At 68.9% G+C, this 13,770-nt stretch carries 14 protein-coding genes and 2 tRNA genes; 8 read left to right on the top strand and 8 right to left on the bottom strand.

Going from position 1 to position 13,770, the window contains the following annotated elements; translation table 11 throughout:
• Nucleotides 1-44 precede the first annotated feature (44 nt).
• The 6 genes from nbrcactino_RS12700 to nbrcactino_RS12675 all read right to left on the bottom strand — a co-directional run bounded on the left by nbrcactino_RS12700 (nucleotide 45) and on the right by nbrcactino_RS12675 (nucleotide 6,289).
• The gene (locus nbrcactino_RS12700) at nucleotides 45-854 is read right to left on the bottom strand and encodes a serine hydrolase domain-containing protein (RefSeq protein WP_161927918.1); all 810 of its coding nucleotides are present in this window, start codon (nucleotides 852-854) and stop codon (nucleotides 45-47) included.
• A 3-nt stretch (nucleotides 855-857) separates the two neighbouring features.
• The gene (locus tag nbrcactino_RS12695) at nucleotides 858-1,748 is read right to left on the bottom strand and encodes a hypothetical protein (protein WP_161927917.1); all 891 of its coding nucleotides are present in this window, start codon (nucleotides 1,746-1,748) and stop codon (nucleotides 858-860) included.
• Nucleotides 1,749-1,883: 135 nt separating this feature from the next.
• Nucleotides 1,884-3,014: an NDMA-dependent alcohol dehydrogenase gene (locus tag nbrcactino_RS12690; RefSeq protein ID WP_161927916.1), complete on the bottom strand. Its 1,131-nt coding sequence runs from the start codon at nucleotides 3,012-3,014 to the stop codon at nucleotides 1,884-1,886.
• 117 nt (nucleotides 3,015-3,131) lie between these two features.
• Nucleotides 3,132-4,730 carry a fatty-acid--CoA ligase FadD5 gene (gene fadD5 / locus nbrcactino_RS12685; protein ID WP_161927915.1) on the bottom strand — a complete coding sequence of 533 codons (1,599 nt, stop codon included), beginning with the start codon at nucleotides 4,728-4,730 and terminating at the stop codon, nucleotides 3,132-3,134.
• 27 nt (nucleotides 4,731-4,757) lie between these two features.
• Nucleotides 4,758-5,546: an enoyl-CoA hydratase-related protein gene (locus nbrcactino_RS12680; protein ID WP_161927914.1), complete on the bottom strand. Its 789-nt coding sequence runs from the start codon at nucleotides 5,544-5,546 to the stop codon at nucleotides 4,758-4,760.
• Nucleotides 5,547-5,599: 53 nt separating this feature from the next.
• Complete coding sequence (locus tag nbrcactino_RS12675; RefSeq protein WP_161927913.1) at nucleotides 5,600-6,289, bottom strand: hypothetical protein; 690 nt, start codon at nucleotides 6,287-6,289, stop codon at nucleotides 5,600-5,602.
• A 95-nt stretch (nucleotides 6,290-6,384) separates the two neighbouring features.
• Here nbrcactino_RS12675 and nbrcactino_RS12670 point away from each other — a divergent pair, with 95 nt between their 5' ends.
• From nbrcactino_RS12670 to nbrcactino_RS12650, 5 genes are all read left to right on the top strand, one after another.
• The gene (locus nbrcactino_RS12670; RefSeq protein ID WP_161927912.1) at nucleotides 6,385-7,518 is read left to right on the top strand and encodes an acyl-CoA dehydrogenase family protein; all 1,134 of its coding nucleotides are present in this window, start codon (nucleotides 6,385-6,387) and stop codon (nucleotides 7,516-7,518) included.
• A gap of 3 nt (nucleotides 7,519-7,521) precedes the next feature.
• A complete protein-coding gene (locus nbrcactino_RS12665) occupies nucleotides 7,522-8,199 on the top strand; it encodes a GntR family transcriptional regulator (RefSeq protein WP_161927911.1) in 678 nt (225 codons plus the stop codon).
• A gap of 73 nt (nucleotides 8,200-8,272) precedes the next feature.
• Nucleotides 8,273-8,345 (top strand) — tRNA-Asn (locus nbrcactino_RS12660).
• A gap of 113 nt (nucleotides 8,346-8,458) precedes the next feature.
• The gene (locus nbrcactino_RS12655) at nucleotides 8,459-9,856 is read left to right on the top strand and encodes a threonine/serine exporter family protein (protein ID WP_161927910.1); all 1,398 of its coding nucleotides are present in this window, start codon (nucleotides 8,459-8,461) and stop codon (nucleotides 9,854-9,856) included.
• A 100-nt stretch (nucleotides 9,857-9,956) separates the two neighbouring features.
• Nucleotides 9,957-10,181 carry an excalibur calcium-binding domain-containing protein gene (locus nbrcactino_RS12650; RefSeq protein ID WP_161927909.1) on the top strand — a complete coding sequence of 75 codons (225 nt, stop codon included), beginning with the start codon at nucleotides 9,957-9,959 and terminating at the stop codon, nucleotides 10,179-10,181.
• 3 nt (nucleotides 10,182-10,184) lie between these two features.
• On the opposite strand, the gene nbrcactino_RS12645 is transcribed toward nbrcactino_RS12650, so the two are convergent.
• Nucleotides 10,185-11,270, bottom strand: coding sequence for a flavin-containing monooxygenase (locus nbrcactino_RS12645; RefSeq protein ID WP_161927908.1), 1,086 nt, complete (start codon nucleotides 11,268-11,270; stop codon nucleotides 10,185-10,187).
• A gap of 213 nt (nucleotides 11,271-11,483) precedes the next feature.
• Here nbrcactino_RS12645 and nbrcactino_RS12640 point away from each other — a divergent pair, with 213 nt between their 5' ends.
• Both nbrcactino_RS12640 and nbrcactino_RS12635 read left to right on the top strand, forming a co-directional pair.
• Nucleotides 11,484-11,972 (top strand): FBP domain-containing protein, encoded by a 489-nt coding sequence (locus nbrcactino_RS12640; RefSeq protein WP_161927907.1) that lies wholly within the window; start codon nucleotides 11,484-11,486, stop codon nucleotides 11,970-11,972.
• A gap of 41 nt (nucleotides 11,973-12,013) precedes the next feature.
• Nucleotides 12,014-12,090 (top strand) — tRNA-Ile (locus nbrcactino_RS12635).
• On the opposite strand, the gene nbrcactino_RS12630 is transcribed toward nbrcactino_RS12635, so the two are convergent.
• Nucleotides 12,047-13,243 carry an aminotransferase class I/II-fold pyridoxal phosphate-dependent enzyme gene (locus nbrcactino_RS12630; RefSeq protein WP_161928031.1) on the bottom strand — a complete coding sequence of 399 codons (1,197 nt, stop codon included), beginning with the start codon at nucleotides 13,241-13,243 and terminating at the stop codon, nucleotides 12,047-12,049. The genes nbrcactino_RS12635 and nbrcactino_RS12630 overlap by 44 nt on opposite strands.
• A gap of 82 nt (nucleotides 13,244-13,325) precedes the next feature.
• On the opposite strand from nbrcactino_RS12630, the gene nbrcactino_RS12625 reads away from it, so the two are divergent.
• Entirely contained in the window at nucleotides 13,326-13,769 is a 444-nt protein-coding gene (locus nbrcactino_RS12625; RefSeq protein WP_161927906.1) for a hypothetical protein, read from the top strand.
• Nucleotide 13,770 lies beyond the last annotated feature (1 nt).

The raw sequence follows: 13,770 nt of genomic DNA, 5'->3' as shown, positions 1-13,770 counted from the left end.
CCGGTCAATCTGACCGCCCTCACCCTAGCGCGGAATCCGGCCCCCTACGGCGCTAAAAGGCGGGCATAAATGCTCTCGTTGAAGTCGGCCCACAACGGCTTGGCCCACGGCCCGAAGGCACGGTCGGTCAGGACCACGCAGGCGGCCGGAAGGTCCGGGTCGACCCACAGGAATGTCCCCGACTGGCCGAAATGGCCGAACGTCGACGGGGAGGCGCTCGGCGCGGTCCAGTGCGGCGACTTGTAGCCGCGGATTTCGACGCCGAGGCCCCAGTCGCACGGCCGGTGCCGGCCGTATCCCGGGACGAAACCGTCCAGCCCGGGGCACCACACCGACCGCGCCGCCAGCGCGGTCTCGGGCGAGAGCAGCCGCGGGACGAGCAGGTCCCGGGCGTAGGCGGCGAGGTCGGCGACGCACGAGGTCGCCCCGTGCCCGGCCGGGCCGTCGAGGGTGGTCGTCGCCATGCCGAGGGGCTCGGCGACGGCTTCGGCCAGGTAGTCGGGGAAGGCTATCCCGGTGGCCCGTTCCACCGTCTCGGCGACCAACTCGAATCCCGCCGACGAGTAGATGCGCTGGGTGCCGACCGGCGCGATCTGTTCGCGCGAGTCGAAGGCCAGCCCCGAGGCATGCGCGAGTAGATGCGCCACGGTCGAGCCGGGCGGTCCGACCGGGGTGTCGAGCTCGACCGCACCCTCTTCCACCGCGACCAAGACCGCCGACGCGACCAGCGGCTTGGTGACCGAGGCCAACGCAAAAGCCCGGGCGGTGTCACCGAAGGTCTCGATGACACCGCCCGGGCCGATGAGCGCGCCGGCGACGTTGTCGACCGGCCAGTGCCCCAGTTCTTGCAGCACTCGTCAGGCGGCGGGGCGCTGCGTGGTGGTGGCGGGCTTGGACGGCAGCGGGGTCACGTTGCCCGGCGCCTCGGTGCCCGGCTCACTCGGCACGGCCGACGGCTCGGTCGAGGCCTCGATCGCCGCCAGGCCCTTGTTGACCCGGTCGACATCGGCCTGGGTGAAGCCGCAGTAGTTGATCGCCTCGGACTCCCAGCGCGCGGTCAGCCGGTCCTTCCCCGCCTCGTGGGCGGCGGCGACGGTGCCGTTGTAGATGGTGTTGTCCTTGGACTGCTTGTTCACGTCGGGGACCTTCTCGCAGACGTGGAACACCTTGCCGCTCTTGGTCCAGAACACCTCGTCGACGCCGTTCTTCAGCAGCTTGATGGTGTTGGTCTCCACCGTGTACTGCTCCTTGGAGGGCGCATTCCAGTCGGCGCTGAGCAGGCCGACGGCCACCGCGACGGCGATCGCGATACCGCCCACGATCCCCTTCTGCTTCCCGTCCATGTCCTTGTCCAGGAAGATCAGGACGATCAGCGGCAGGAAGGCGATCACGGTGATGATCACGCCCAGCTGGTTCTGGATGAAGAAGCGGAACTTGTCCTTCTCCGATGCCGGGTCGAGGCGGTTGGCCTTCTTCCACAGGAACGAGCCGGCCAGCGCGAAGACACCGATACCGACGATGAATCCGATGAGCCACCACAGCTTCTCGTCGCCGGAGCGGTCGGAGCGGATGATCCAGAAGATGGCGACAATCTCGGCGGCGATGGCGATCGCCCACAGGATTGCCGCGAAGATGCGGAAGCGGATCGCCTTCGACTTGGCCTCGGGAGTCGGCTCCCAGGTCCGCGCCGCCTCGGCGGCCTCAGCCGAGGCCGACGCCTTGACGCTGACCTTCTTCTTCTCTGCCATGTGACAAACTGCCCTTCAAGAGGTTGGTCTCGCGACGGGGATCGCGACGACATGACTGTAATGCACAAGCGGGCCCCGACGCCCGATGACCGGACTCACGCTAGGTGAGCCCGGTCACCCGGCGGGATTAATCGATCACCAATCCTCTTCGGTGTAGCGGATGACGCCGCGGATGTTGCGGCCCTCCAGCATGTCGGTGTAGCCCTCGTTGATCTGGTCCAGCTTGTACTCGCGGGTGATCATGTCGGCGATGTTGAGCCGGCCGGCGCGATACATCGACAGCAACAGCGGAATGTCGAGCTTGGGGTTGGCGCCGCCGAAGATCGAACCCTGCAGGTTCTTCTGCAGCAGCGTGAGCATCGCCAGGTTCAAGGTCACCTGGTTCTCCACCATGTTGCCCATGCCGGTCAGCACACAGGTGCCGCCCTTGGCGGTGATCCCCATCCAGGTGTCGACGTCGGAACCGTGAACCTCGCCGACGGTGACGATGACCTTCTGGCACATCCCCCACTCGGTGGCGTTGCCGATGTCGTTCATCGCCTCCTCGACCGTGGCGAACGCCTGCGTCGCACCGAACTTCAGCGCCTGCTCGCGCTTCCACTCCACCGGGTCGATGGCGAACACGTGGCGGGCACCGGCGATCACCGCGCCCTGCAGGGCCGCGGTACCGACGCCGCCGACGCCGATGATCGCGACGTCCTCACCCGGCCGGACGTCGCCGCTGCGCGTCGACGAACCGTAGCCGGTGGGAATGCCGCAGCCACAGAGCGCGGCCACCTCGAACGGAATCTCCTTGTCGATCTTCACCACCGACGCCTCGTGCACCACCATGTACGGGCTGAAGGTGCCCAGCAGTGTCATCGGGTAGACGTTCTCCCCGTCGGCGGTGTGGATGCGGAAGGTGTGGTCGGACACGGCCTCGCCCTGCAGGAGCATCGCGCCGAAGTCACACAGGTTCGCCATCCCCGACTGACACGACTTGCACTTGCCGCACGACGGGATGAACGACAGCACGACGTGGTCGCCCACCTGGTAGTCGGTGACACCCTCGCCGATCTCGACGACCTCGCCGGCGCCCTCGTGGCCACCGAGGATCGGGAAGCCGCCCATCGGGATGCCGCCGGTCATCAGGTGGTGGTCGGAGTGGCACATGCCCGCGGCATGCATCTTGATCTTGACCTCGTGGGCCTGGGGATCGCCGATGTCGATCTCCTCGATCTTCCACGGCGAATTCAGTTCCCGGAGAAGCGCACCTTTAGTCTTCACTGTCCATCCTCACTCGTGACTTTGTCGGCGGGCCGTCCCGCCCTCGGATGTGAGCGTAGTCACCCGTACCAAGAATTGGAACACGTTCCAATTCCAGTGTCGCGAGCGGGTCGGGGTTCAGCCCCGCAGACCGGCGTCCTTACTGCCGTATTCGCTGCGCAACGACGGTTTCACCACCTTGCCGCCGGCGTTGCGGGGCAACTCGTCGACGAGGACCAGGTCCTTCGGGTGCTTGTACCGCGCAAGGTTCTCGTTGAGGAAGGGCTCCAGCTCTGCCAGCGTCAGATCGCCGCCGTCGGCCACCACGACGACCGCGACCGGCACCTCGCCCCACTTGTCGTCGGCCCGGCCGATGATCGCCGCCTCGGCGACGCGCGGATGGGCGAACAGCACGTTCTCGACCTCGGCGCAGTAGATGTTCTCCCCGCCGGAGATGATCATGTCCTTGGCCCGGTCGACGACGTAGACGAAGCCCTCCTCGTCGCGGCGGACGAGGTCGCCGGAGTGGAACCACCCGCCGGCGAACGCGTCAGCGGTACCGCGCGGGTTCTGCCAATACCCGGCCATCAGCTGCGGCCCCCGGTAGACGATCTCGCCGACCTCGCCGTCGGGCACGTCGTCGCCGTTGGCGTCGATGATCCGCGCGGTCACCGACGGGACGACCCGTCCCACCGAACCCAGCTTGCGCAGGGCGTCACGCCCCTCGAGGACACAGGTGATCGGCGACATCTCGGTCTGGCCGAACACCGCGACGTTGAGCGCATCCGGGAAGACCTCGTTCATCGCGTTCAGCACGGTGTCCGACGCGGGCGCCGCACCCCAACTGATCACCCGCAGCGACAGTCGGCGCGGCTTGGCCTGCTGCGCCGCGCACACGGCTTGCCACTGTGCGGGCACCAGGAAGATCGACGTGGTGCCCTCCGCTTCGAGGGTGTCGAGCAGTTCGTTCGGGTCGAAGGCGCCGAGCGGGTGGATGACCGACAGTGCGCCGGCGTAGAACAGCGGTGTCATGGCACCCAACGCGGCGATGTGGAACATCGGGGCGACACACGACCCGACGTCATCGGGCCGGGTGCCCAACGCGTCCAGACAGGTCATCGCCTGCGACTGCAGGTTCTGGTGGGTGAGCATGGCGCCCTTGGGCTTTCCGGTGGTGCCCGAGGTGTACATGATCAGCGCGACGGTCTCCTCCGGGACGTCGAGGTCCGGCAGGTCCGAGGCGTCCTCGGCCATCAGGTCCTCGAACCGCAGGTGCCCCTCGCCGGCCTCGCCGACGGTCACGATGTGGTCGATCGCGCCGGTCGCGGCGGCGACCCCGTCGGCCAGCGGCGCAAGCATCGTCTCGGTGACGATCCAGCGGGCACCGCTGTCGGCGACCAGGAAGCCGACCTCGGCCGGGGCCATCCGGAAGTTGACCGGCACCGCGATCGCCCCGATCAGGTTGGCCCCGAGGACCGCCTCGACGTATTCGGAGCGGTTCAGCATCAGGATCATGATGCGGTCGCCGAACTTGACGCCGCGGCGGTGCAGGGCGGCGGCGAAGGCCCGGGTCCGCTCGTCGAGCCGGCGCCAAGACGTCTCGTTGCCCAGGAAGCGCAGCGCCGGGGCGTCCGGCTTCATCAGTGCGTGGCGCCGGACCTGGGTGTTCCAGTGGTTGCGGCGCGACCGCATCGGCTCGGCGGTCAGGTCGACGGCAGCAGGGGTGGCCGTGCTCATGGCGTGCTCCTGGATCGGTGGTGGCGGTTACGAATCGGACTTGGTGAACAGGGCGAGGGTCTGGCGGAACTCCGGCGACTGGAGCAGGCGGGTCTGCCCGTCCATCTCCTCGCCGAGCGCGGTCTCGAAGGCAGCCATCGTGATGGCGTCGGACGCCGCTTTCGTGATCCGCAGCGCCGCCGGCGACTTGGCGGCGAGCTTGGCCACCACTTCGTCGACGCGCGCACTCAGCGCGGCCGCATCCTCGAGCACCTCGGTGACCAGACCGGCGTCGAAAGCCGCTGCGGCACGGAACTTTTCACCGAGCAACAGCAACGCGTTCGCGCGCACGCGCCCGATCGACGCGGCCACCAACATGCTGGCCCCGCCGTCGGGCATGAGTCCGATGTTGACGAACGGGAAGAGGAAGTAGGCGCGGTTCGTCGCGTAGACCAGGTCGGCGCCCAGGGCCAGCGATGCGCCGATCCCGACGGCCGCTCCGTCCACCGCGGCGACGACGGGCACGCGGATCGCCCGCAGTGCCCGGGCCAGGTCGGAGCCGTTGGAGATGATGGCCACCGCGCCCGCCTCGTCGACGCCGGCGTCCCCGGCGTTGGCCGCGATGTCGGTGATGTCGGCGCCCGCGGAGAAGCTCCCGCCGGAACCGGAGAGGACGACGACGCGCAGGTCGTCGCGCTGGGCCCACTCCCCCAACACCCGCCGGATCTCGAGCGACACACCGCCGCTCAGGGCGTTCATCCGCTCCGGTCGGTTGATGGTCAGACGGGCGATACCGCCGTCGTCGACGGTGGCGATGAGTTCTTCGGATTCGGTCACGCCATGTTTCTAGCACAGCATGACCGACCCCACTTCCGGCGTCGCGGTGTGACTCAGACGACGGTGAAGTCGTCGAGCAGCCACCGATCGCCGTCGCGGACGAGGGTCACTTTGACCCGGGATTGGTACAGATGGCCGTCGGGCAACTCGGCGGCGATCTCCGGCGCGGTGATGGTCTGGTCCAGCGACACGAGGACCTCGGCGCGGTCGGCCGAGAGCGAGATGAGGCCCGCTGCCGGGGCGGTCGCCTTGCTCGACGCGCCCGCTGCGGAATTGCCCTTTCGCGCGGCGGCCGACGATTCGATGAACTTCTCGGCGAAGTCCGTCGTCGACACCTCGCGGATCCGCCGGTCGAGATCGCCGTAGTCCTTCACGTCGTAGGTCATCACCGTCGCCACGTACTTGCGGGCGGCGTTCATCGCGTCCTGGCCGTGGGCCGATTGCGGGTTGGTGTGGGCCGCCGACCGCGACTCGGCCAGCCCCCACACCCCGACCCCGACGGTGCTGATGGCCAGCAGGGCACACAGGGCGGCGAGAACGGTGATCACCCGGCGCGAATCCCACCGACGCGTCAGCGAGCCGACCACCGACGAGCCCGGCGCGGCCACCTTGCCGGGGGTGCGCGACGCCTGGCGCTGCGCCTCCCGCGCGGCGTCGGCCTTGGCCTGCGCCCGCTTCCGGCGGTTGGCTTCCAGGAACGCCTTGCCCGAGTGCGGGGATTCGTGATCGTCGGTGCCTGCCATGGCTCCACAGCGTAGGCCACGCCAATCCCCTGTTCATCTATCACATATATGTGATAGGAATATGGGCGAACGCCCAACGAAAGGTCTCCCACCCCATGGTTGAATTCACCCCCGAGCAGCAGGCCTTTGCGCAGGCCGTCCGCGACTTCTGTGAGCGCGAAGTCGGCACCCGCGAGCAGCGCGCCAAGTACACCGCCGACGGCCCGCACAGCGAGGAGCTTTACCGCAAGATGGCTGAGCTCGGCTGGGCCGGGATCATCGTCGGCGAGGAGTACGGCGGCGCCGGGGCCGGCAACGTCGAGCTGTGCATCTTCCTCGAGGAGAGCCTGCGCGGGATGGCCCCGGTCGGCGGCATCGGCCCCACCTTCATCACCGCAGCGGCCTACGAGCGCTTCGCCTCCGAGGAACTCAAGAAGGAGGTGCTCGCCAACGTGGTCGCCGGCGACTCGCTGTCGATCGCGATGAGCGAGCCCGAGGCCGGTTCCGACGTCGCAAACCTGTCGTGTCGCGCCGAGAAGGTCGACGGCGGTTGGCTGATCAACGGCCAGAAGACCTGGATCTCCAACGCCGCCATCGCGTCGTCGATCCTGCTGATCGCCCGGACCGAGCGCACCGACAAGAAGCACGAGGGCATCACCCAGTTCCACGTCCCGGCCGGCACCAAGGGCCTGGAAATCGTCCCCATCGAGACGCTTGGCGGGCGCGAGCAGAACGACCTCTACTTCACCGACTGCTTCATCCCCGACGACTACGTGGTCGGCGAGGTGAACCAGGGCTGGTGGCAGCTGATGGCCGGCCTGAACACCGAGCGGTTGATCCTGGGCGCCATGCAGTTGGGCCTGGCCGAGCGCTCCTTCGACGACACCTTGAAGTTCATCACCGAGCGCAAGCAGTTCGGCCGCCCGGTCGGCACCTTCCAGGCCCTGCGCCACCGGATGGCCGACCACGCCACCGAGATCGAGTGCACCAAGCTGCTCGTCTACAGCTTGGCGGCCAAGGCCGACGCCAACCCGACGAAGATGTTCCCGCGCGAGGCGTCGATGGTGAAGCTGAAGTCCACCGAGGTCTCCAAGGCGATGACCATCGACGGGATGCAGATGATGGGCGGCTACGGGTACACCAAGGAGTTCGACGCCGAGGCCCTGATGCGCAGCGCGATCATCTCGACCGTGTACGGCGGCACCAACGAGATCCAGCGCGACATCATCGGCAAGACCTACGGGCTCTAGTCGATGGCCATTGGAGGCGGGCTCCGCCGACGCCCACAGCTCTCCGAGGAAGTCGCCGGGGCGATCCGTCACCGGATCATGACCGGCGACTACCGCCCGGGCGATCACATCCGGATGGATGAGACCGCTGCGGACCTCGGGGTGAGCGTCACCCCGGTGCGGGAGGCACTTCTCACCCTGCGGGGCGAGGGGATGGTGAACCTGGCCCCACACCGGGGCTACGTCGTCGCCGACCTCACGCGCACCGACGTCGAGGACATCTTCTGGCTGCAGGGCCAAATCGCGATCAAGATCGCCCTGCGCACCGCCGAGACGATCACCGACGACGACCTCGCCGTGCTCTCCGCCTGCAACGACCGGCTCCGGCGGGCCGTTGCGGCGGGGGCCGTCGACGAGATCGTCGACGCGGAGTTCGACTTCCACCGGACGCACAACCGGATCTCCCACAGCGGCAAGCTGGCCTGGTTCCTGCTCAACGCCACGCACTACACGCCACACCGGATCTACGCAGCCGACCCCGACTGGGGGGCCGTTGCGGTCGACAGCCATGACCGGCTGATCGAGGGGTATCGATCTGGCGACCGGACCGCGATCACCGATCAGGTCCGGCGCCAGTTCGATGACGGGGCGCAACGATTGGCGGTCCGGTTGACCGCCGCCGGCATCTGGGACGAGGACTAGCGTTGACCTGCGATTTTGTCCACAATGGAGGCATGCGCTAAAGTCATCATTCGGCTCACCGAGCCGAATGCATTCCCCCATAGCTCAATTGGCAGAGCATTCGACTGTTAATCGAACGGTTACTGGTTCGAGTCCAGTTGGGGGAGCAAGGAACCGCCTGCGTGCAGGCGGTTTTTTTGTTGCCCGCGGCGCGATCGGCGACGCGACACCTACGGTGGAAGTCGGACGCGCCCCGAACAACAGCAAGGAGGGATACTGCGTGCGCGAACTCCTCCGACGCACGGTGAACCGCATCGCCGGCTCTCGCCCCGCCACCATCGACACCATCGAACCCGGCAGCATCGTCGTCGCCCCGCGCAAACCGATCGACCTGCGCGACGAGGCGGCCATCACCGAGGTGCTCGACCTGGCCGCCCGCATCGGGGCGGTTCTCCTCGACGCCGGTACCGGCGCCATCGACACCACCCACCAGGTCGAATTCGTCGCGGGGATCTACGGCCTCGACGACGTCGACGTGGACGTCACGTTCAACACCGTGCTGATCTGCGCGCGGCGCGGCAGCACGCTCCCCCCGATCACCGCCTCCCGTTCGGTCTACTACCGCTCCCTCGACTTCACCCGGCTCGCCCAGGTGGACCGCCTCGTGCGCAAGATCCGGCAGCTCTCGATCACCCCGGCGACCGCGCACGCCATCGTCGACGAGATCACCGAGGCGCCGCACCCCTACCCGTATTGGGTCTCCACCGTCGCCTGGGGCCTGATGGCCTCGGGCGTCGGCATCTACCTGGGCGGCACCTGGATCGTCTGGTTGACCGCCTTCGCCACCACGATCGCGATCGTCACCGTCAACCGGTTCCTCAACCGCATCGGGACACCGCCCTTCTTCCAACAGCTGGCCGGCGGATTCCTCGCCGTGCTGCCGGCCGCACTGCTCTACCCCGCACTTGAAGGCAGCGGCCTGGGGTTCCGGCCGGCCCAGATCATCGCCGCCGGGATCATCGTGCTGCTGTCCGGGCTCACCCTGGTGGGCGCGGTCCAGGACGCGATCACCGGCGCCCCCATCACCGCCACCGCGCGTGTCGCCGAAGTGCTGGTGATGACCGGCGGAATCCTCGTCGGCGTGGCGATGTCGGTCGGCTTCGTCGGGCTGTTCGACGTCGACCTGCCCGCCCTGACGACGGTGGCACCGTTCGGTGCAGCCGACGTCCCGTCCCGCGTCATCGGCGGCGCTCTGGCGGCGGTGGCCTTCGCCTTGGCCAGCTATGCCGAGCGCCGTGCCCTCCCGGCCGCCTTCTTCGCCGGGGCCCTGGGTGCGGGCGTCGCCGCCGCCTTGTATCTGACGACGATCGGCCCGGTCTTCAGCTACGCCGCAGCCGCGGTCATCGTCGGGCTGCTCGGCGGTTTGGCCGCGCGGCGGGCGCTGACGCCGCCGTTGGTCATCGCGGTCGCCGGGATCACCCCGTTGCTGCCCGGCAGCGCCATCTACCGCGGGATGTACGGCCTGATGACCGGCACCGGCGGCGGCCCGGAGATGGCGACCGCCTTCCTGATCGGGTGTGCACTGGCCGCCGGGGTCACGCTCGGCGAGTTCATCGCCCGAACCCTGCGCCGACCCCGCCTGCCCAGCGTGTTCACCGCCTATCGCCGCCCCCGGTAGGGCCTTTGGGCCCGGGTTCTCGACAGGGGTACCAACGGCGCTGTGCGCGACGTATCTTTATCCGATCCGGGGGGACGTTGTTGGAGAATCGGAGTCCGCCATGTCCACCGTCAAACTGTTCGGCGCTGCACTGTTCGCCGCTGCCGGCCTTGCCGTCGCCGTCGCCCCGACCGCCGTCGCGGCACCCGGGCCCGGCGCCACCGCGGTCAAGTCGTACAAGAACTGCACCGAGGCGCGCGAAGATGGTGCAGCGCCGATCCACAGGGGCGAGGACGGCTATGCCGATCACCTCGACCGCGACGGCGACGGCATCGCCTGCGAGTAGCGGCTACGCCGCGTACTCGCGCACTGCGCGGGCCGCGGCCCGACCGGCGCGCGTCGCACCCAGAGTCGACGCGCTGCGGCCGTAACCGACGAGGAACAACCCGGGCGCCTTGACGACGCTCACGTCGTCGTCGGCCATGAGCACTCCCCCGCCGGGCTCACGCAGGTGCAGCGGTGCCAGGTGGTCGAGCGAGGCCCGGAAGCCGGTCGCCCACAGGATGACGTCCACGTCGGCGCGACTGCCGTCGGCGAAGTCGACGCCGGTCTCGGTGAGGCGTTCGATGGGCCCGCGCGAGACGAGCAGGCCCGACTCGATCGCCTCGGCGTACCGCGGGATGAGGGGCAACCCGGTCGCCGCAACGACGCTGAGCGGCTGCAGCCCGCGCCGCGTCCGCGCGGCCACGCCCCGTTCCACCTCGGCGCCCCAGTTCTCGTCGAAGGGCCGCTCGACCCACTGCGGCGCCCGCCGCGTCGACCACACCGTCGACGCTCCGTGCCGGTTCAGCAGCAACACGAACTGCACCGCGGAGGTCCCGCCGCCGACGACGAGGACGCGCCGGCCGCGGAACTCGTCGGGGTCGGTGAAGTCGCGGGTGGTGAGCTGCCGGCCGCCGAATCGACCCGGGTAGTACGGGATGAACGGCCGGTCCCACGTGCCGGTCGCGCTGATGACGGCGTCGGCGCGGTACTCGCGCCGCGCACCCGCCGGATCCTCCGCCTCGACGACGAACAGACCGTCGTCGTCCCGGCGAACCTGGGTGACCCGCCACGGCCGTTCGACGGCGAATCCGTGCTCGTCTTCGTACTGCCCGTAGTAGCGCTTCACCACTTCCCGGGCCGGTTCGGCGGGGTCGGGTGCCGCCAAGGTCGATGCCGGGAGCGGGTGCAGTCCGTGGGCGTCGTCGAAAGTCAGGGCGTCCCACCGGTGGCTCCACGCGCCGCCGGGCGTCGGGTTGGCGTCGAGGACGTCGAAATCGCTTCCAGCGACGAGGCCGTTGCGGCTCAGGTGGTACGCCGCGGACAGGCCGGCTTGACCGGCGCCGATCACGACCACCCGGCGCCGGATCGTCGACTCCTGATTGATGGCCATACCGCTGCCAACGAAAACTCGGGTGCGGACATTCCGCCGACCGCGCTAGTCTCGTCGTGTGAGTGTCCCGCGAATCGAGGAGTCCGGCGCCAATCGCGCCCGCAACAGTTGACCCCGCACCGAAGCCGATCATGGTGATCGGCGGGTCGGTCCTGTCTCCACTCGATTCCGGCGCCCCACAGCGCCGGCCCCACCACACAGGTTGGTCAACCCATGCAACCACTCACCGAACAAACGATCCGATCCGCGTTTCGCGGCGCGACGCGCAGCGAAGTCAACCGGGTGTCCTACCCCGATCTCGACGAGGTCGACTTCGACCGCCTGGAGTACCTCGGGTGGCGCGACCGCAAGATCCCGCGGCGCGCCTACCTCGTCGTCGACCACGACACCGGCCCGGTGGCACTGCTGCTCACCCGCGCCGAGGCGAAACCGCGCGGGCGCACCATGTGCACCTGGTGCAACGACGTCAACCTCACTGACGACGCCGTCCTCTACACCGTGCGCCGGGCCGGCCCGGCGGGACGGCGCGGGGCAACCCTGGGCGTGTTGATCTGTGAGAACTTCGGCTGCTCGCGCAACGCGCGCCAGCTTCCGCCGGCGTACCACCGCGGCACCGACCTCGACGCGGTGCGCGCCGAACGGCTGGCTGATCTGCGACGTCGGATCCACGCCTTCGTCGACGAGGCCCTCACTGAGGTGTGACCGGCGTGCCGGTACTCTTCTCTGCGGGCCGCACGGCCCGCGGGGCGATAGCTCAGTTGGTTAGAGCCGCGGACTCATAATCCGCTGGTCCCGGGTTCGAGCCCCGGTCGCCCCACCAACTCGCCGAGGCGCTCCAGGCCGAGCGCCAGGTCGTCCTCGCCGGTGGCGTAGGACAGGCGCACGTACTGCTCGGCGCCCTCGTCGCCGAAGTCTTTGCCCGGGGTGAGCGCGACCTGGGCGTGTGTCAGGGCCCGGTCGCAGAACTGCGACGCGGTCATCCCCGTGCCAGAGACGTCGACGTAGACGTAGAAGGCCCCGTCGGGGATGACGGGGACCGGCAGGCCGATGCGCGCCAGCCCGTCGAGAACCAATTGCCGGCGCCGGCGCAGCACGGCGCGCCGCGCTTGCGCCAGTGCCAGGGTCTCCGGTGTGAAGCACTCCAGCGCCGCCCACTGGGCCGGCGTCGGCGGGCAGACGTAGTAGTTCTGCGCCAGCTTCTCGGCGATGCCGACCATCTCGTCGGGTACCACCGCCCAGCCCAGGCGCCACCCGGTCATGCCGAAGTACTTCGAGAAGCTGTTCACCACCACTGCCCCCGGGTCGTCGGCAGCGATGCTGCGCGGGCCGTGGCCGTCGGCGTCGTCGGCCAGTCCGAGGTAGATCTCGTCAACGATGCGCCACCCGCCCCGCTGCTCGACCGTCCGGACGGTGGCCACGAGTTCGTCATACGGGATCGACGTCCCCGTCGGGTTGGACGGCGACGCGATCATCACGCCACGGGTCCGCTCGGTCCACGCGTCGGCGACGGATCGCGCGTCCAGTTGGAACCGGCGCTGCGGCCCGGTGGACAGCAGGGTGACCTCGGCGCCGAAGCCGGCCGCGAACGACCGGTTGCAGGGATAGGACGGATCGGCGACCAGGACCTCGTCGCCGGGGTTGACCAGCGCCGCACACGCCAACAGCAGGGCCGCCGACGCGCCGGTCGTGACCACCACGCGCCCCGGGTCGATCGGCGCGTCGAAATGGTCACGGCTGAAATCGGCTATCGCACGGCGCAATTCGTCGATGCCCAGCGCACCCGTGTACGGCAGCGGGCGGCCGTCGCTGAGCTCGCGGATCCTGGCCAGAAACGCCGGCGGGGCACCGAAATCGGGCTCCCCGATATTCAGCTTCACCACCGAGACGCCCTGCGCCTCCAGTTCGGCCGCCCGGCGCCCGTACTCCATCGCGTAGAACGGCGCCACGTCCTGCGCACGCCGGGAAAACTCCATGGCGGTCATCGTAGTGATGCGGCACCAACGGCACCCACACCGATCGACTGTCCCGGGTTCGACCACGGGCACCGTCGGGCAGATGGCATATTCGATAGCCATGTACGCCTCTCACCGGATCCGCCGGATCCTGCCCGCCCTCGTCGCACTCCCCCTCGCCCTCGGCGCCGCCACCCTCGGTCCCGCGTCCGCCGACGCGAAGCCGACCATCGGGCCGAATGTGTCGCCGACGATGTTCACCGGCAAACACGGGACGGGCTGCCGCTACGAGGTGACCGTGGTGGTGAGCGATCCGGTCGCCCCGGTGCAGCTGCTCATGGTCGACCATCGCGGCCGCGTCCTGGACCGGCTCGTCACGCGCAACGAGCGGCGCACCGACGCCAAGCGGGTCGTCGAGGGTTACTGGGTCCCCCGGCACACCGGGATGATCCATGCCGTCGCCGTGCAGAACGGAATCCGCAAGGTCGGCAAACCCTTCCCGGTGACCCCGGGATACCACAACGGGTCGCTGTGTTTCGGTCTCTGAC

The organism is Gordonia crocea, from assembly GCF_009932435.1.
Taxonomy (GTDB): Bacteria; Actinomycetota; Actinomycetes; order Mycobacteriales; family Mycobacteriaceae; genus Gordonia; species Gordonia crocea.
Note: the sequence above shows the minus strand (reverse complement) of the source record. Positions and strands in the feature narration are given on the sequence as shown.